Here is a 17,266-nt window from a genome sequence, read left to right on the forward strand (position 1 = left end):
CAACAAAATTATTTTGACAAAATTCTATTGATTTCTGCGTTATTTTTCACAAGTTCCGGAAATTTATGTATCAATATGTAAAATAATTAACCCGCATAGCGAAATATATGCGGGTTTTATCACTCATCCATTTGATTTATACGGCATACCGACACGCAGCACACCCTTCGTTTCAATTCCTCCCAGCCCTTTCTCTCTCGTCAGCGTATTTCTCAGGACATCCCATACATTGATCCGCTCCATAAACGGAGTGAAGCTGATTTTCGCGACAATATATACCGGGTCAAGCGCATGAATATTGACGCGTGACGGCGAACTTGCGAAATTCGCGCCCGCTCTGATTAAAGACTCGAAATGAGATTGGCAGGCCCCCGCGAATATGACCAGCTGATCCAAATGAGGGACTTTACGCCTCGCTCTCTGAACGGTTTCGACAAAGTGTTTGGAATGCCTGTAGGCGCTTAAATCGTTCACGTCTCCCTTATGCTTGGAATATGCATCATGGCCGGTGATGACTAAAATATCCGGCCTGTATTTATCAAGCAGCTCGTCAATTGACGCCGGCATTTTTTTCTCATGGCAATGAATTCCGTATACCGGCACACCGATTTTTTCATAAAAGTTCAGGCACTTTTTCAAATAGGCCTCATCGCCGTCCAGATGCAATACCTTTCCGGGCATATGAAAGTAGTGCTCCTGATGCTGATATTGATTTGTCGCATAATATTCCTGTTTTTCCCGAAGCAGCTTATAATCCTGGCGGAGCAGCTCGAGAGATTCATTCATCCTGCTTTCATCTCTTTTCTTTCTCATGGCCTGTTCGTCTTTTCTGACAGGCTCCAAATCAGAAAAATCAGCATCCGCAATCAATCTGACTTCGTCACCATGCAGGATGGCAATTGAATTTCCATTGCTTGTTTGCTCTATACCGATAATGCGAAATAAAACATCCATTTGATAGGATTTCCTGGCTACCATATCTCCTATTTGAAATTGCACGTTACCCACTCCACAAATAGACTAAGCCTCATCATGAAAGAAGTCTTGGCAAATGCACCTCTTTCCGCTGCGGCGCTTGATGTTTCAAGCTTTTCTTGCAGTTGAATGAATAAGGTTCTCCTCTAGCCTATGTAGCGGCAGTCCAAGTGGTGACGCAAAACAAAAAGCCCTCTTAGAAAAGGGCTTTATGCAATCCGTTGGACAAGAGCGCGAATTCTTCTATGGACAGGGATTCACCGCGCCGCTTTCCATCAATATTCGTTTCTTGAAGAACTTCTTCAATTTGAGCTTTTTTCTCTTTTCCGCCCGGAAGATTGTTCACAAGGTTGTTCAGCAAGGTTTTCCGGCGCTGTGCGAAGCTTGCTTTAATCAGCTGGAAGAAAAACGGTTCATTATCGACGTCAACCGCCGGGCCGTCACGAAGCAAGAGACGGATGACGGCGGAATCGACATTAGGCTGAGGCACAAACACTGTTTTCGGGACGGTCATGACGGTTTTGGCCTCCGTATAGAACTGAACCGCAATGGAAAGCGATCCGTACTCCTTAGAGGAAGGATCAGCGGCCATCCGCTCAGCGACCTCTTTTTGCAGCATCACGACAATTCCTTTTAACGGAAGATGTTCTTCCAAAAGCTTCATGATGATCGGCGTCGTCACATAATATGGGAGATTCGCCGTCACCATAATTTCATCACAATCCTGAAACTGCTCTTCAATGACGGATTTGACGTCTGCTTTCAGCACATCTTGATGAATGATCGTTACATTGTCATATGGAGACAGCGTATCATTGAGAATGGGCAGCAGGCGCTGATCAATTTCAAACGCGACGACCTTTTTCGCCCGTTTGGCAAGCTGCTCTGTCAGCGCGCCGATTCCGGGCCCGATTTCAATGACTCCGGTCCGATCCGTAATTTCCGCATGGTCCACAATTCTGTCCAATATATTTGTATCAATTAAGAAATTCTGTCCCAGACTCTTTTTAAAAGAGAAACCGTACTTTTTCAGAATTTCCTTCGTTCTGATAGGTGTCGCGATATCTTTATTGTTCATCCTGTTCCTCCTGCCTCATAGCATCGAGCGCATCAATAAAATCACTTCTTTTGATTTGAAACATTTGCAGCCGTTTTTGAAGCTGCTTGCCGTTTGTATAGCCGATCTTCAGCAGGTCGCCCAATCGTTTGCGGCGTCTTTTGGCAGCCGGTCCGCCGATCAGACCGGCCTGTATGACATCTTCAGCTGAAATCTCACTCGGCTTTGCCTCCATCTCTTCATGCACATTTTCCAGGCATGCTCTGATGCTTTCAATGGATGCGTGCTCAACGCCAATGCCGCGCTTGTTTTTCGGTTTGGCAAGATGTTTGGGCAGAAATGCGTGTTTACAGCCGGGTACTGCTTCAGAAATGGTTTTCCGGATCTTCTCCCCCGGAAAATCCGGGTCCGTCAGCACGATGACCCCTCTCGTTTCCTGCGCCAGCCGAATCTGCCTGATGACTTCGTCTCCGATTGCGGAACCGTTTGTCTCGATCGTATCCGCATCAACGGCAAGTTTTATGCGCGCAGTGTCATCGCGTCCCTCGACTACAATAATTTCTTTAATTTTCATTACTTCCTCCAAAAAAACTTTTTATATCCAAAACGAAACCTTTGCTTGCATGTCACGTCTAATATACTGAAAATACACTTTACCTATTATAACGAAAAAACAGAGGGCGCAAAACCCTCTGAATGAATCGGAATTAATTTAAGATTTTTATTTTGACCTGTTTCTTTCCCCAGCGGTAAGCTGAAGATTTTTCAGGGAAAAAGACATCAATCCGTCTTCCTTTAATGGCTGAGCCTGTATCAGCGGCCACGGCATCCCCGTATCCGTCTACGTGGACTCTTGTGCCGAGCGGGATGACGCTTGGGTCTACCGCAATGACTTTGGCATTCGGATTGCTTGTCAGGTTAACGCCTGTAGCCGTTTGGCCGGAACAGCCGCTGCAGCTTGCGGTATAAGCCGTGGAAGACACGGTAATCACTTTACCGGAAGATCCGGTTTCGCCCGAAGATGCCTTCACAGGTGCACTGAGCTGCTCAATCTTGGGACTGTGCCGCTTTGTGCCGACCGCAATGATCTGATCTTTGCTTTTTCAGATGTTTCTTCTTTGACAAGCTTTCTTGATACTTCTTTTCCGTTTTCTTTGACAACGTGAAAATGCTTTTTAAGTTTGCCTTCTTTTCCTTTTTGAACGATCTTTTCTTTCCCGCTGTCGAGAGACGCATCTTCTTTTTCTTTCACTTGATACGCTATTTTTTCCTCAACTACATCGGTGACTTTTTCGATACGAGTGATTTGTATGCCGGCCTGATTTTTTGTGAGCTTTTCGTGTAATGCCGGTTTTACTTTATCTTCGTCTTTCATGTCCATCTTATGCTGCGTTAAAAAGTCAGCGACCGTAGTCGAAGTCGTCCATATTTTCTTTTTCTTTCCCGCATCATTTACAGTGACCTGAAAAGCCGGGTCGACCGTGACTTTCATGCCGTTTGTCACTTTCGTATCTGCTGCTGGATCTATTTTATCGTGCTGATTCACAGGTGTATGCTGTTCGTTCAGAAATGCGCCGACTGTTTTTGCCGTTGACCATAAAGTCTTTTCTTCTCCGCCTCTTGTCACACGGATCTGCTTTGCAGCATCATACACGACATTCATGTTGTCTGCCAATGCTGTCTGCTTAGACGGGGTAATCCGGTCTTCATTTCTCGTCTCTATATGTAAATCTTCCAGAAGTTCCCCAACCGTTTTTGCATGAGTGCGTATTTGCTTTTTCTTGCCGTTGATGGAAACAGAAACTGATTGTTTTGAGAGCTCATGTGCCCCGTATGCAGTCCCGGTTCCGCCCAGCAGAATAATAGCTGCAATAAGAATAACCTTGCTTTTACCAAGCTTTACGGAAAACAGTTTTTTCATTTTTTGTGTGATGAAAAACGCCTCCTTCTCCTCGGAGAGATTATATAGAGTATCTAAAATGCTGTCAACCCTCCCATCTCGAAGATGAAAAACCTTCAGCGTATCCCTCATTATGCAAAAACAAAGCAAAAAAAGGAAGAGAGACATATCGACAACCTATCTTATGAGGAGAAGGAAGCTTGTAGAACCGTTTTACATATCCACCGAATCGGACAAGCTTTTACACGTTATGACAGCGCATTCTGTCAGTTCATGCGGAAAAGTCTTTTTGCGTTTTCGGTTGTAATTGAGGCAATTTCTTCATATGTCAGCCCTTTTAATTCAGCGAGCTGTTCAGCAACATATTTTACGTAGCTTGGCTCATTTCGTTTGCCGCGGAAAGGATGCGGTGTCAGGAAAGGACAGTCCGTTTCAATCAGCAAACGGTCATTCGGAATTTCCTTTGCTACTTCTTTTGGTTTCTTCGCGTTTTTGAAGGTAACCGGTCCGCCGAATGAAATATAGAAATTCATATCCATACACTGCCGCGCAACCTCCGCGCTCCCCGTAAAGCAGTGCATAATGCCGCCGACTTCTTCCGCTCCCTCTTCTTTCAAAATTGTGACAACATCTTCCGTTGCATCACGATTATGAATGATAATTGGAAGGTTCACTTCTTTGGCGAGAGCGATTTGTTTCCGAAATACTTCTTTCTGAATGTCTTTTGGTGATTTATCCCAGTGGTAATCAAGGCCCATCTCTCCGATTGCCACGACTTTTTCGTGAGAGGACAGTTCCTTAATCCATGATAAATCTTCCTCTGTCATGTCAATTGCGTCTACCGGATGCCAGCCGATCGCAGCGTATATAAAGTCATATTCCTCAATCAGCTCCATCGCACGCGTGATAGTGGGTTTGTCGAATCCGACAACGACAATTCGTTCAACTTTTTCAGCCTTTGCACGCGCAATGACTTCCTCTAAGTCTGTGTCAAATTGCTCGGCATTTAAGTGCGCATGTGTATCAAAAAGCATCATAAAAACTCCTTTCTTGTTGAAAAACAAAAGGTGTTCGACGGAATGTTACACGTGAAACACCTTTTGCCCCTATTATTTAATTCGAGTGCCTTTCGGTAATGACTGGTCGACAACTACAACTTTGAGAACGCCGTCAGATTCTCCCGCCAGTATCATTCCTTGAGAAAGCTCGCCTCTCAGTTTTACCGGTTTTAAATTCGTTACACAAATGATCTTCATTCCCACAAGCTGATCCGGTGTGTAATGCTTCGCGATACCTGATACAACTTGGCGCTGTTCAAAGCCCAGATCAATTTGTAATTTCAGCAGCCGATCTGCTTTTTTCACCGGTTCTGCGGACAAGACTTCTGCGACGCGAAGTTCTGTATCCATAAATTGATCAAACGTAATTTCAGGAAGACGCTCTGCTTCTTGCGGCTCTTCCGCCTTTTCTTCTTTAGAAGGAGCAGTTCCTTGCATTTTTTGCTTGATGTAAGCTACTTCTTCTTCAGCTTCAAGACGAGGGAAAAGCGGTTCCCCTTTTTTCACTTTCGCGTTCTTCAATTGGCCGAATGTCTGAATGCTGTCCCATGCTTTAAGAGACTGATCCTCAACTCCGAGCTGGGCAAACATTTTTTCAGGCGTCTGCGTCAAGAAAGGTTGGAGCAATACGGCCGAAATACGCAATGATTCAGCTAAATGATACATGACAGAACGTAATTCTTTTCTTTTCCTGATCTTTAGCAAGCACCCACGGAGCAGTTTCATCAATATATTTGTTCGTACGGCTGATTAATTGCCATAGCGTTGATAAAGCGACTGAAAACTCCATGTTTTCCATTGCCTTTTCATAAGCTTTAACCGTTTCACCGGCTACGGAAGAAAGCTCTGAATCAAAATCGGTCACATTTCCTTCATATGAACCAATCTCGCCGTCAAAATATTTTTGGATCATTGCGACTGTACGATTCAGAAGGTTTCCTAAGTCGTTCGCCAAGTCATAATTAATCCGTTCTACGAAACCTTCCGGCGTAAAGACACCGTCTGAACCGAACGGTACTTCGCGAAGCAGGTAATAACGAAGTTCATCCAAGCCGTAGCGTTCAATTAACGTTACCGGATCAACGACATTTCCTTTTGATTTCGACATTTTTCCGTCTTTCATCAATAACCAGCCATGCGCGAATACTTGCTTAGGCAGCGGGAGATCAAGCGCCATCAGCATAATCGGCCAGTAAATGGTATGAAAACGGACAATTTCTTTACCGACAAGGTGAACGTCAGCCGGCCAGTACTTTTTGTAAAGCTCATCATTTTCCGTATCGTAACCGAGCGCTGTAATATAGTTGAACAGTGCGTCAATCCATACATACACGACATGCTTCGGATTTCCCGGCACTTTTACGCCCCAGTCGAACGTCGTTCTGGAAACGGCCAAATCTTCAAGCCCCGGTTTAATGAAGTTGTTAATCATTTCATTTTTGCGTGATTCAGGCTGGATGAAAGAAGGATTGTCCTCATAAAACTTCAGCAGGCGGTCTGCATATTTGCTCATGCGGAAGAAGTATGACTCCTCTTTGATTAATTCGACCGGGTGGCCGCTGTCAGGGCTTTTTCCGCCGACAACCTCACCCTTCTCATTTCGTTCCACATCCACCAGCTGTGTTTCCGTATAGAATGTTTCATCAGGGATGCTGTACCAGCCCTCATACTCATCCAGGTAAATGTCACCATTATCAAGAAGTTTTTGAAACACTTTCTCGATAATTTCTTTGTGCCGGCTTTCCGTCGTCCGGATGAAATCATCGTGAGAAATGTCGAGCTGCTTCCATAGCTTTTGGATTTCAGCAACTGCGCGATCCACATAAGCTTGAGGCGTGATATTCTCTTCCTCCGCTTTCTGCTGGATTTTCTGTCCGTGCTCATCCGTTCCGGTTAAGTAGCGTACGTCAAATCCCTTTAATCTTTTGTAACGCGCCATCGCATCGCCGGCCACGGTAGTATAAGCATGGCCGATATGTAATTTTCCGCTCGGATAATATATCGGGGTCGTAATATAAAAAGTATTATTGTCTTGCGGCATGTTGCAACCTCCCATTCAGAATGTCGAAAAGCTCACGCCCAAAGGACGAGAGCGGTTTTATTTTGATATACAATATTGATATTTGTCCTCTATCTATGATACCATCTTAGCCTTTAAGATCAAGGATATATACGTACTGCGTGTAAAAGAGTAAATAAAATTAAAAATTTTTATTGAAATTAAAAAAGTCTTAACATGTCGAAATTTGTCGTATATAATCTACTAATATAAAACATCTTGGTTCGAAAGTCTTGATTTAAAAGGATTTTCAGTAGGATAATAGGTTCGAAAAAGCAGTCAAAAAGCCTGTTATTTCAGGATTTCCAAGGCTTTACTTACTATAAGAACTAATTCTTACAAACAATAGCAAACAAAAAGATTGACGATTATTGGAAACCTTGTTATGCTAGGAATGTAAGGAATTTTGTCGAATAATGACGAAGAAAAATATAAACTACAAATAATTATCTCTCGGGAGGAGACTGTTAATGAAATCTACTGGTATCGTACGTAAAGTTGATGAACTTGGACGCGTCGTTATCCCTATCGAACTTCGCCGTACACTGGGCATCGCAGAAAAAGACGCTCTTGAAATTTATGTTGATGATGAAAAAATCATCCTTAAAAAATATAAACCAAACATGACTTGCCAAGTAACTGGTGAAGTTTCTGATGATAACCTTAAACTTGCCGGCGGCAAATTGGTACTCAGCAAAGAAGGCGCTGAGCAAATCATCTCTGAAATTCAAAACCAGCTTCAAAACCAAAATAAGCTATTTCATACAAAAACCGTTCTTGTTACGACACAAGAACGGTTTTTTTTATGATTGAATGTGATAAGCGTCATAAATCTCGCGTTTCGGTACGTCCCGATCTACCGCTGTTTGTTTTATGGCCTGTTTGGAAGAAGATCCTTCATTTATGTAATGCTCCACATGTTCTTTCTCAGAAAGCTCCGTCCACCAAGGCTTTTCCTCTTCATCCGGTTCAGCGCCTTGATTGCCTTCGACAACGAGACAGAACTCACCGCGGATTTGATCTTCATTTGCCCATTCAACCACCTCGGCGATGGTTCCTCTGATGAATTCCTCGTACTTTTTCGTTAATTCCCTCGTGACGGCGATGGTTCGATTCCCCAAAACGTCATGCATTGCTGTTAATGTTTCTTTTAATCTGTGCGGCGCTTCGTAAAATATCATCGTTTCCTGCCGTTTTTTCAGGAGTTCGAGTTCTTTCTTCTTTTCTTTTTTCTGTCTGTTTAAGAATCCGTAGAAGAAAAACGGCTGCGGGGTGATCCCTGATGCGGTCAGCGCGGTTAATGCCGCATTTGCACCCGGAAGCGGAACGACATATCCGCCGATTTGGGTGAAATCTCTCACAATCTCAGCCCCCGGGTCGGAAATTGTCGGCATACCGGCATCACTGACCAATGCCACATTCTTTCCGCTTTTCAGCCATTCAATGATTTTATGGCCGCTGCTTTCTTTATTATGTTCATGATAGCTGATGAGAGATGTTTCTATGTCATAAACATGGCACAGCTTTTTCGTCTGTCTCGTATCTTCGGCAGCTATGACATCGGCCGATTTCAGCGTCTCTACTGCACGAAAGGTCATGTCCTCCAAATTGCCGATCGGTGTAGGAACAAGGTACAGAGTTCCCATTTCAGATTTTCCGTTAAAACTCATCTGGCGTCTTAACATATACAGCCTCCTTGCTGCGTCGTTTTTCTTCTATATATTGCTCTTTTTTCTTTCGGGTCAGCTGCTTAAAACGGTATTCCGCCTGCATCGCTTCCCGTTTTGTTTCAAATGATTCCGCATGGTATAACGAAACCGGCCTTCTCGCCCTTGTATATTTCGCGCCCTTTCCCTCATTGTGGGTTTTCAGCCGTTTTTGCAGATCATTTGTATAACCGGCATACAGACTGTTGTCATTGCACAGCAGCACATAAAAGAAATGACTATTTGTCTCCATATAAAATCGTGCGGATCTCTTTCGTATATTCATTTTGTTCATTGTATACAAAGAGCGGGGGAAGAATTTTGAGATCAGGGCGGCCGCCTTTAATTCCTTCAACCAAAATGGTATTCGCTTCTTTACCTTGTTTCGGATAAATAAACTGAACCCGTTTCGGTTCTATTCGGTACGCTTTCATTAGTTCAAAGATTTCCAAAAGCCTCCCCGGCCGATGAACGAGAGCCGCTTTTCCGCCTTGCTTCAGCAGTTTGCTGCTGACGGAAATCACATCTTCAAGCGTGCAAAGGATTTCGTGCCTTGCGATTCTGAGATGCTCGTTCAGATTCTGCTCCGCCTCTTTCGGTGTTTTAAAATAAGGCGGATTGCAGGTGACAACATCATATTTATTATGTCCGAGTCTTTCCGGCATATTTTTCAGATCATCATGAATGAGACGGATCTGACCGCCCAGCCCGTTGTATTCCACGCTTCGGAGCGCCATATCATACAAGCGTTCCTGAATTTCAACCCCGGTGATATCGGCTTTTGACCTTGTGCTGAGCAAAAGCGGCACAATGCCGTTCCCCGTGCATAAATCAACGATGTTCCCCTTTTGAATCGGAACGTATGCAAACTTAGACAGCAGCACGGCATCTAATGAAAAAGCGAAAACCGTCGGACTCTGTACTATTTTCATATCCTCTGCTAATAAGTAATCCAATCTTTCATCATCACGTAATGAAACCATAATCTTATTCCTTTCGGCACTCTTTGAAAAAGGCTTCCGACATCAGCGGAAGCCTTTTCCTTATTTTTTATTTAAGAAGGACAGACAAAAAAGGCAATCTCCCTTGCGGACGCTCCCATAATGGACGTTGCAAATATGAAAGCCTTCTTGATACAGCCGGGCCAGATTGTCGTACCCTTCTCCTATATCACTCTGCTCTGCCTTCTGTGTTTTTGTTTCTTTCTGATCGGCTTTGAATTTCTCAATTTGCTCCGTCGTGTCATCAAGCCGCTTACGCAAATGCTTATTTTCAAGCTGAAGATGGTGATTCTCTTCAATCATTTCGCCGATATGCTGCTTTAAGTCACCCAGCTGACGGTACAGCGAACCGATTTGTTCCTCCAGGTTTATGACAGTATCAAATAACTCTTTTTTATCCAAGGTTCCACACCTCGTTAATCTGTGGTTTGTGCGGATACGACGCCCTCTTCCAAGAGCTCTTCCCAAGTATATTCTATCACTTTTTCACGATTCTTCAGTTCCACCTGAAGCACCCGTTCCAGAATATTAAGACCGACAACCTTTGCGGGGCCGTTTGCCGTCGTAATCATTTCGCCTAAATCCGGCAGCTGTTCTTTTGCCGTCTCATACTCATCATTTTCGTACTTCAAACAGCACATCAAACGGCCGCACAGACCGGAAATCTTCGTTGGGTTCAACGATAAATTTTGATCCTTCGCCATTTTGATGGACACCGGTTCAAAATCACCGAGGAACGTGGAGCAGCAAAGCATTCTCCCGCATGGTCCGATACCGCCGAGCATTTTCGCCTCGTCCCTCACCCCGATTTGGCGCAATTCGATTCTCGTTTTAAAGATAGAAGCCAAGTCTTTGACCAATTCCCTGAAATCAACCCGTCCGTCTGCCGTAAAGTAAAAAATGACTTTATTTCGGTCAAACGTAAACTCAACATCAACCAGCTTCATATCTAAGCCGTGGTCAGCCACTTTTTTCTGACAGACTTCAAAAGCGGACAGGGCCTCCTGTTTGTTTTCTTCTACAATGAGAAGATCGCGTTCATCAGCAACGCGAATGACCTTTCGAAGCGGAAGCACAACATCATGCTCGTCCACTTGTTTATTTGCGATGACAACCTGCCCGTATTCGACACCTCTTACGGTTTCAACAATGACGCAGCTGTCTTGTTCTATATCAAATCCGTTCGGATCAAAATAATAAATTTTCCCCGCTTTTTTAAAGCGGACGCCTATTACGTTGTACAAGCTTATCCCTCCTGCAACGTTAACACCAAGTGCTCCATTAATCCCTGCACATTCACATTGGAATGAAGCCGTTTTTTTGCTTCTAAAACAGCGAGAATTTGGTTCGTAACGCTTTGTTGTGTAAATTGCAGCGCATGCTGTTTTATTGATTGGAATAAGTCTTGATAAATCAGTTTATCTTCATTTCCAATTTGGATGGATAATACATCACGGTATATCAATAAGAGCATATCAAGACCCATTTCTTGATGGGTTTTTTCTTTGAAAAAGGGCACCCACTGATCCTGAATGAAGAAAAAGGCATGTCCTTTCCGCTGATGTAAGACTTCATACAATTTTATCACTTTCGCTCTGGACTCTGCAAACTCATCATTTCGACTTAATTCGACTGCTTCCGCAATATTATTTGTCATATTTGCTAAGAGCCGGGCCATGTGAGGGCTCACTTCCTGTTCAATCAGTCTTTCTTCTATGGCTTTCGGCTGAAGCGGCTGAAACGGAAGAACCTGACATCTCGAAACGATGGTATCCAGTATTCGGTGGAGCTGCTCAGTAAGCAGAATTGCGATGGTGTCTTGACTCGGCTCCTCTAAAAACTTCAGCAGACTGTTTGCCGCATTTGTCGTCATTTGATCCGCATGGGATATAATGTACAGCTTTTTATGCGATTCCAGCCCCGTTTTGGAAAACTCTTCCTGAAGCGATTGGATCTGAGCCTTTTTAATGGATAATCCGTCGGGCTGAACCACATGCAGGTCGGGATGGTTTCCGGATTCGATACGCTTACAGTTCCGGCACTCTCCGCAAGGCTCAGTCCCGTCTTCAAGGCAAAAAAAGCTTTTTGCGAGAAGCAGTGCGGCATCCAATTTGCCCGTACCTTTTTTGCCTTCAAACAGATATGCGTGAGAAAGCCTTTTCTTTTCAATGCTGTTATGCAAAAGCCGCATCACTCTGGGCTGCTGCCCGGTCATTTCCTTCCATGATATTGCCATTGTATCACTCTCTATGTGTAAAGGTTAATCAATAAACCTTTTATTTCTCCGATTCGATCCAGCAAATCAATTGCCGGTTTTTCCTGATCTAACATTTCTTCCGTCAGCTGAAGCAGTTTTTCATCTATTTCTTTCACAAGCCCCAGGGTCCGGCTGCTGCCGTACAGGTCAAAGCTTTTCACCGTCTCATGCGATAATCCGCTGTCTACGGCCTCTTTTACAAAACGTTTTACCAATCCTTTGAATTTCGCTAAGTCTTTGAAGTTTCTCGACTTCGTCAGCCTTTTCCCGAACGTTTCTATATCCGTTAAGAACCTGCTCAGCTGATCAAATTTCAGCTTGCTGCTTTGGCTGTCCATTGAACTTTTAAACGTTCCGGAAAGCTCTGCCGCTTTATAAGCAGGCTGCTGCTTTTTCTCAATAAATGTACGTAAGTCAGAATTTATTTTCACGTCGTCAAATCCTTAAAATTGATGAAATTCATCGACCGGGAGGACAAAGACCGTCGCTCCGCCGACTTCCACTTCGACGGGATATGGAACGTAGGAATCCGCATTCCCGCCCATCGGGGATACCGGGGCAATCATCTGATCACGTTTACAGCCATTCTCTTTAATGAGGCTGAGCGCTTTATCGACACGGATATCTTCCACCCCGATCATAAACGTCGTATTGCCTGATTTAAGGAATCCGCCTGTTGTCGCAAGCTTCGTCACCCTGAAGTTGTGGTCGGTTAATACTTTCAAAAGCCTGTTGCTGTCCTGATCCTGCACCACTGCCACTATTAATTTCATTCTCTAGGCCCCCTTTAGGTTGGAAAGAACATTGTCGTTACATTCATTATAGCAACTTATGAGAAACAGGTCACAACTGAATTTTTTTCAATGCTTCATTTATCACTTGAAGTGCGTCCTGAATGACGAGTTCCTTCTTTTTCGATGCGTCGATTGTATGGAATCTTTCCGGAAAACGCTGCATAACCTTTTGGTATCCTTCCCGTACTTTCGTGTGAAAGTGCAGGGCCTCAAGATCGAGACGATTCTTTTCTCTTGAATCATTCGACGTAATCCGTTTCAACCCTTCTTCCGGCTCAATAGAAAAATAGATGGTGACATCAGGCATCGTATCGCCGATTGCAAACTGGTTGATAGAAAGAACTTCATCAATGCCGAGCCCTCTCGCATAGCCTTGATAAGCCAGCGAACTGTCGATGAAACGATCACACAGCACAATGCGCCCTTCTTTCAATGCAGGCTGCACCTTTTCGGTTAAATGCTGTCTTCTCGCCGCGGCGTAAAGCAGCGCCTCCGTTTTTGCATCCATCAGTGTATTGTTTTTATTTAAGATCACTTCTCTGATCTGTTCCGCAATGTCGATGCCGCCCGGTTCTCTTGTCGCTGTCACCGGGAGCCCCTCTGCCGACAGAATCTCTTTCAGTTCCTGAAGCACAGTCGTTTTCCCTGCACCTTCAGGACCTTCAAATGTTATAAATAAACCGCTCATGATTTCTCCTCTTCTGTATAGACAAGTAATTGTTCCCCGTTTAACAAGCCTTGAATATGCGCGTCCATGCCGATCAAACGGGAAAGCTTTTGTACGATCTCTTCTGTTATCCGCTCTCCGTCCATGATCAGCGGAATTCCGGGCGGATAAGGAATAATGTTCCCAGCATGCAAGCGCCCGGCCGCCTTATTTATATCTGCAGGCTCTTTTGTAAACTTCCGCATCTCATTTTGCGGATATTCAAGTGTCGAAATGGACGGAAATGTCCAATTCACGGCATCCGGCAATTTATCGGGCGGTGTATTCTCCAGTTTCTGCTGTATGTTTCTTACGGCTGCCTGTTCTATCATCCGCCGGCCGCCAATCGGCAGTACGAGCAATACTTGGTACTCGTCAGCCAGCTCGGCAACAATGCCTTCACTCTCCAAAATGCGTTGTAATGAATAGCCGGAATGTCCGAGCTTTGACCGAAGTATTAATTTTAACGGGTCCGCCCGCAGCCCATATCCGGAAGGCTCGATTATTTCAATAGAAGAAATTGATGCGAACCTTCGTTTGATTTTCTCAATGTGCTCCATATGGACGGGAAGTGTCCCTTTTTCAGCAATGTCCTGCACATAAGCACGCGCCGTATCTAAAGATGCCATAATCGGGTATGACGGGCTGCTGCTTTGCAAACTGCTTACATAATAAGTTAATCGATCTCTGTCAATTCGGGTGCTGTTTAAATGAAAGTAAGATCCCATCGTCATAGCCGGAAGCGTTTTGTGAGCCGATTGAACAACGGCGTCCGCCCCCATAGCCAATGATGAAGGCGGGAAAGGCTGGCCTAACACAAAGTGAGCCCCATGAGCCTCATCCACCAGTACAGGAACACCGTATGAATGGGCTTTTTTAACTGCCGCAGTCAAATCGGCGGCGTGTCCGTAATAAGTCGGATTGGTCAAAACAAGTCCTTTCGCGTTCGGATATGACGCCAGCGCTTTTTCGATGACTGAAAGGGATACAAGTGCCGGCACATGCATGTTTTCATCGATTTCCGGCGCCAAATAAACCGGCTTGGCTCCGGCCAATGCCACCGCATGGAAAACAGACTTGTGACAATTACGCTGGATCAGAATGGGTTCACCCGGTTCACAAACAGCTAAAATCATCGCCAGATTGCCGGCGGTCGTTCCGTTGACGAGAAAGAAGCTTTCCTGAGAGCCGTACAATCTGCTCACCAAATCCTGCGCTTCCTTAATGACCCCCGCCGGGTGATGCAAGTCATCAAGACCCGTGATCTCAGTCATATCAATAGATAAAAGAGATTGATATACAGATTTGGCTTCATCAAAAAAGACATCTCCATTGTGATGTCCCGGAACATGAAAAGAATACGTATTTCGGTGCGCATGCTTCATCAGCGCTGTATATAAAGGTGTGTCCATTTTTAAACAAATCCTTTGCCTGTCTTTCTTATTATATCGTGCCTGCGAGCCAACTTAAAGCTAAGACTTTTTGCCATCTAGCCGTTATCCCGGCCGGACCTCATATCAAGCAGCTTCTTTTTTAAATCGCCTTCCATGATAACAAGCTCCTCCTCGGCACGCCTGCGTTTCATCCTGCCTTCTTCTTGAATAGACATGATTTCTTCAAGTGTGCTGACTAAGCTTTCCTGCACTTTTTTGAGGGTGTCTGCCTCAACAAGTCCGCGCTCATTGGCTTTGGCGGTCTCGACTGTGCTTGTTTTCAGAAGTTCGGCGTTTTTCAGCAGCAATTGATTTGTCGTATCCGACGCCTTCTGCTGCACATCTGCCGCACTCCGCTGCCTCATAAGCGTCAGCGCGATGGCGACTTGATTCTTCCATAAAGGAATAGCCGTAACAATGGAGGACTGAATTTTCTCTGCCAGTGCCTGATTCGTGTTTTGAATCAGACGGATTTGCGGCGCACTCTGAAGCGTAATCTGCCTGCTCAGCAGCAGATCATGCACCCTCTTATCCAGACGGTCGGCAAACTGGCGAAGATCATTCACTTCCTGCGCGTCCATTTGATTGTGTTCTCGTAATTCGGCTTTTCTTGCCGCTTCGGGAATAAGCTTTGTTTTCAGCTCATCTAATTTTAATTCACCCGCTGCTATATACATAGTTAAATCAGAAAAGTATTGTTTATTTTGGGCGTACAGCTGATCTAACCATTTATTGTCACTCAACAGCACATTTTTAGAATGTTCCAGCCTTCTGCTGATACGGTCAATCTGCACACTTGTCTTTTGATATTTCGAAAGCACTTCCTGCACAGATCCGGATACCCTTTTAAACAGCCGGGCGAAAAATCCTTTGTTCTTTACCTGCAGATCATCGGGGTTTACCTGGTCAAGCTTCAGCATCAGATCAGCCAATATCTGTCCCATCTCTCCTGCATCTTTTCTTTGCACGTGCTCTATCATCGTGTGGGAAAATTCCAGAAGATTCGCCTGCGCCTGTGAACCAAACAGAACAATGCTTTGCATGTTCCCAGGGTCCAGTTTTTCAGCGAGCTGAAGTGCCGCTTCTCTTTTTTCTTCCGGCAGCGTATCTGCAAGCTTTAGATGAGTCTGGTCATTTTGGGCGCCCATACTGTCGTCGGAACGGTCTTTGGCCATTTCCTTCTTCCTTTCTTATTTTCTCAGTGAATGCTTTGCCATATCTAATTCAAAGTGCAGGTTGTCGATGTCCTCCTTCATCAGTTCATGAAGATCCTCTTCCAGCCTTCTGGAAAGCTCCGCCAGAGTCATCCTCGTCTCACTCAAGGACATTGATAAATCTTTATTTTTTCGCGGCTGTGATGAGAGCAAAGCATACTTTTCCGTCAGTTCCACAACAGAATCAAGCGTTTGATAATAGAAACGCTCTGCCTGATAAAAACGCTTCGGCTCCTGCTTTGTGAGCAGATATATTCGTCGGGTTATCCGCAGTATCTCTGCATTCTGCTTCAGCATTTGTATACTTTTAGAGCGAAAAAGCGCCCTGCGTAATCGGATGATTTTACCCTTTGCTTCCTCAAGATTTTCCTTGATATAAGCATATTCTTTTCTTGTCAGCCGGTGTTTTTTTAAAAAGAGACGCTTCGCATTCCACAAGCCGGACGCACTGACTGCGGCTCCGCCGGCTGCCCCGTATAAAAGTGAATACAGAAAAGGCTGATGTCCTATCATAAAGAAGGTTATCCCGGCTAATACAAAAACTGTGCTCCCGCAAAATGTCCATTTCATATATTGAATAAACGGTTTCATACTTGATCGACTCCTATTTATTCACTTTTATCAGTATTATCTATTACATTCCATGTCTAAACAAGTTCCTCTTCTTATCGTATCAGTTCTTTTATAAAAAGTGAAAAAACTCCTCTGATTTCAGGCAAAAAAAAGACCCTTTTCAGGGTTAAGAATATAACGTCGGTGTATGAAGGCTTTTCAGTTTACGAACGAAAAATTCATAATTCGGATCAGAGGTCGGAGTGGAAACTACTTTCTTCTCACACTCTAAACATATAAATTTCGTATAAATATGGATTCCCCTGCTTTTCTTGGTTTCACACACAATACATGTTTCTTCATGGCCGGACGTTTCATTCATTTTGCCCACCTCCGTATGAATAGCCTTCCCTTAAGCTGTTGATTGTATACACAATTTGGATCTTTTTGAAGTTTGCAATTAGTATATGGGCGTTCCCGTATTTCGGTGTTTGTTTTGTTTTTATTCAAAACAAAAAGGCAGCTCATGATGAGCTGCCTTTACCGAAATGATA

General features: G+C 44.3%; 18 protein-coding genes and 2 pseudogenes. 1 reads left to right on the top strand and 19 read right to left on the bottom strand.

Features of this window, described 5'->3' with window-relative positions:
* Positions 1-123: 123 nt before the first annotated feature.
* The 6 genes and pseudogenes from yabG to metG form a co-directional block, all read right to left on the bottom strand.
* Entirely contained in the window at positions 124-999 is an 876-nt protein-coding gene (gene yabG / locus D368_RS09680) for a sporulation peptidase YabG (RefSeq protein WP_070081260.1), read from the bottom strand.
* Positions 1,000-1,171: 172 nt separating this feature from the next.
* Complete coding sequence (gene rsmA, locus D368_RS09685) at positions 1,172-2,053, bottom strand: 16S rRNA (adenine(1518)-N(6)/adenine(1519)-N(6))-dimethyltransferase RsmA (RefSeq protein ID WP_004264694.1); 882 nt, start codon at positions 2,051-2,053, stop codon at positions 1,172-1,174.
* Positions 2,043-2,606 (bottom strand): ribonuclease M5, encoded by a 564-nt coding sequence (gene rnmV / locus D368_RS09690; RefSeq protein ID WP_128574750.1) that lies wholly within the window; start codon positions 2,604-2,606, stop codon positions 2,043-2,045. Before rnmV ends, rsmA begins: the two co-directional genes overlap by 11 nt.
* Positions 2,607-2,739: 133 nt before the next feature.
* A pseudogene (locus D368_RS09695) lies at positions 2,740-4,064 on the bottom strand (resuscitation-promoting factor).
* A 134-nt stretch (positions 4,065-4,198) separates the two neighbouring features.
* Complete coding sequence (locus D368_RS09700; RefSeq protein ID WP_032868379.1) at positions 4,199-4,966, bottom strand: TatD family hydrolase; 768 nt, start codon at positions 4,964-4,966, stop codon at positions 4,199-4,201.
* A 75-nt stretch (positions 4,967-5,041) separates the two neighbouring features.
* Positions 5,042-7,031 (bottom strand): annotated as a pseudogene (gene metG / locus D368_RS09705) (methionine--tRNA ligase).
* Between the two features lie 482 nt (positions 7,032-7,513).
* Between metG and D368_RS09710 the strand changes: the two are divergent.
* The gene (locus tag D368_RS09710) at positions 7,514-7,858 is read left to right on the top strand and encodes an AbrB/MazE/SpoVT family DNA-binding domain-containing protein (RefSeq protein ID WP_486129250.1); all 345 of its coding nucleotides are present in this window, start codon (positions 7,514-7,516) and stop codon (positions 7,856-7,858) included.
* Here the strand turns inward: D368_RS09710 and rsmI are convergent.
* The 13 genes from rsmI to D368_RS09775 form a co-directional block, all read right to left on the bottom strand.
* The gene (rsmI, locus tag D368_RS09715) at positions 7,853-8,734 is read right to left on the bottom strand and encodes a 16S rRNA (cytidine(1402)-2'-O)-methyltransferase (RefSeq protein ID WP_128574752.1); all 882 of its coding nucleotides are present in this window, start codon (positions 8,732-8,734) and stop codon (positions 7,853-7,855) included. The two genes, D368_RS09710 and rsmI, sit on opposite strands and share 6 nt — an antisense overlap.
* On the bottom strand, positions 8,709-9,008 hold the full coding sequence (locus tag D368_RS09720; RefSeq protein WP_029974654.1) for a GIY-YIG nuclease family protein: 300 nt from the start codon (positions 9,006-9,008) through the stop codon (positions 8,709-8,711). The genes rsmI and D368_RS09720 overlap by 26 nt, the downstream gene beginning before the upstream one ends.
* Positions 8,995-9,738 (bottom strand): tRNA1(Val) (adenine(37)-N6)-methyltransferase, encoded by a 744-nt coding sequence (locus D368_RS09725; protein ID WP_029974652.1) that lies wholly within the window; start codon positions 9,736-9,738, stop codon positions 8,995-8,997. The genes D368_RS09720 and D368_RS09725 overlap by 14 nt, the downstream gene beginning before the upstream one ends.
* 60 nt (positions 9,739-9,798) lie before the next feature.
* Positions 9,799-10,158: a replication initiation-control protein YabA gene (yabA, locus tag D368_RS09730; protein ID WP_004264720.1), complete on the bottom strand. Its 360-nt coding sequence runs from the start codon at positions 10,156-10,158 to the stop codon at positions 9,799-9,801.
* Positions 10,159-10,172: 14 nt separating this feature from the next.
* Complete coding sequence (gene ricT / locus D368_RS09735) at positions 10,173-11,000, bottom strand: competence/sporulation regulator complex protein RicT (protein WP_004264723.1); 828 nt, start codon at positions 10,998-11,000, stop codon at positions 10,173-10,175.
* Positions 11,001-11,002: 2 nt separating this feature from the next.
* Positions 11,003-11,992 (bottom strand): DNA polymerase III subunit delta', encoded by a 990-nt coding sequence (gene holB / locus D368_RS09740; protein ID WP_128574753.1) that lies wholly within the window; start codon positions 11,990-11,992, stop codon positions 11,003-11,005.
* A gap of 11 nt (positions 11,993-12,003) precedes the next feature.
* Positions 12,004-12,444 carry a YaaR family protein gene (locus tag D368_RS09745; RefSeq protein WP_029974647.1) on the bottom strand — a complete coding sequence of 147 codons (441 nt, stop codon included), beginning with the start codon at positions 12,442-12,444 and terminating at the stop codon, positions 12,004-12,006.
* Positions 12,445-12,456: 12 nt separating this feature from the next.
* A complete protein-coding gene (gene darA / locus D368_RS09750) occupies positions 12,457-12,786 on the bottom strand; it encodes a cyclic di-AMP receptor DarA (RefSeq protein ID WP_004264734.1) in 330 nt (109 codons plus the stop codon).
* A 70-nt stretch (positions 12,787-12,856) separates the two neighbouring features.
* Positions 12,857-13,495, bottom strand: coding sequence for a dTMP kinase (gene tmk, locus D368_RS09755; RefSeq protein ID WP_004264737.1), 639 nt, complete (start codon positions 13,493-13,495; stop codon positions 12,857-12,859).
* Entirely contained in the window at positions 13,492-14,925 is a 1,434-nt protein-coding gene (locus D368_RS09760; protein ID WP_128574754.1) for an aminotransferase class I/II-fold pyridoxal phosphate-dependent enzyme, read from the bottom strand. Before D368_RS09760 ends, tmk begins: the two co-directional genes overlap by 4 nt.
* Before the next feature lie 77 nt (positions 14,926-15,002).
* Positions 15,003-16,121, bottom strand: a complete 1,119-nt coding sequence (locus D368_RS09765; protein WP_128574755.1) for a toxic anion resistance protein — start codon at positions 16,119-16,121, stop codon at positions 15,003-15,005.
* 15 nt (positions 16,122-16,136) lie between these two features.
* Positions 16,137-16,751 (bottom strand): 5-bromo-4-chloroindolyl phosphate hydrolysis family protein, encoded by a 615-nt coding sequence (locus D368_RS09770; protein WP_128574756.1) that lies wholly within the window; start codon positions 16,749-16,751, stop codon positions 16,137-16,139.
* Positions 16,752-16,899: 148 nt separating this feature from the next.
* Entirely contained in the window at positions 16,900-17,094 is a 195-nt protein-coding gene (locus tag D368_RS09775; protein WP_004264749.1) for a sigma factor G inhibitor Gin, read from the bottom strand.
* Positions 17,095-17,266: the final 172 nt, after the last annotated feature.

It is taken from the genome of Paenibacillus lentimorbus NRRL B-30488 (assembly GCF_000411595.1).
Taxonomy (GTDB): Bacteria; Bacillota; Bacilli; order Bacillales; family Bacillaceae; genus Bacillus; species Bacillus velezensis.

What these genes read in the sequence shown, in the direction of transcription:
- rsmA (WP_004264694.1), bottom strand. Translation starts at nt 2,053, where the DNA reads ATGAACAATAAAGATATCGCGACACCTATCAGAACGAAGGAAATTCTG.
- rnmV (WP_128574750.1), bottom strand. Translation starts at nt 2,606, where the DNA reads ATGAAAATTAAAGAAATTATTGTAGTCGAGGGACGCGATGACACTGCG.
- D368_RS09700 (WP_032868379.1), bottom strand. Translation starts at nt 4,966, where the DNA reads ATGCTTTTTGATACACATGCGCACTTAAATGCCGAGCAATTTGACACA.
- rsmI (WP_128574752.1), bottom strand. Translation starts at nt 8,734, where the DNA reads ATGTTAAGACGCCAGATGAGTTTTAACGGAAAATCTGAAATGGGAACT.
- D368_RS09720 (WP_029974654.1), bottom strand. Translation starts at nt 9,008, where the DNA reads ATGGAGACAAATAGTCATTTCTTTTATGTGCTGCTGTGCAATGACAAC.
- D368_RS09725 (WP_029974652.1), bottom strand. Translation starts at nt 9,738, where the DNA reads ATGGTTTCATTACGTGATGATGAAAGATTGGATTACTTATTAGCAGAG.
- holB (WP_128574753.1), bottom strand. Translation starts at nt 11,992, where the DNA reads ATGGCAATATCATGGAAGGAAATGACCGGGCAGCAGCCCAGAGTGATG.
- darA (WP_004264734.1), bottom strand. Translation starts at nt 12,786, where the DNA reads ATGAAATTAATAGTGGCAGTGGTGCAGGATCAGGACAGCAACAGGCTT.
- tmk (WP_004264737.1), bottom strand. Translation starts at nt 13,495, where the DNA reads ATGAGCGGTTTATTTATAACATTTGAAGGTCCTGAAGGTGCAGGGAAA.
- D368_RS09760 (WP_128574754.1), bottom strand. Translation starts at nt 14,925, where the DNA reads ATGGACACACCTTTATATACAGCGCTGATGAAGCATGCGCACCGAAAT.
- D368_RS09765 (WP_128574755.1), bottom strand. Translation starts at nt 16,121, where the DNA reads ATGGCCAAAGACCGTTCCGACGACAGTATGGGCGCCCAAAATGACCAG.
- D368_RS09770 (WP_128574756.1), bottom strand. Translation starts at nt 16,751, where the DNA reads ATGAAACCGTTTATTCAATATATGAAATGGACATTTTGCGGGAGCACA.
- D368_RS09775 (WP_004264749.1), bottom strand. Translation starts at nt 17,094, where the DNA reads ATGAATGAAACGTCCGGCCATGAAGAAACATGTATTGTGTGTGAAACC.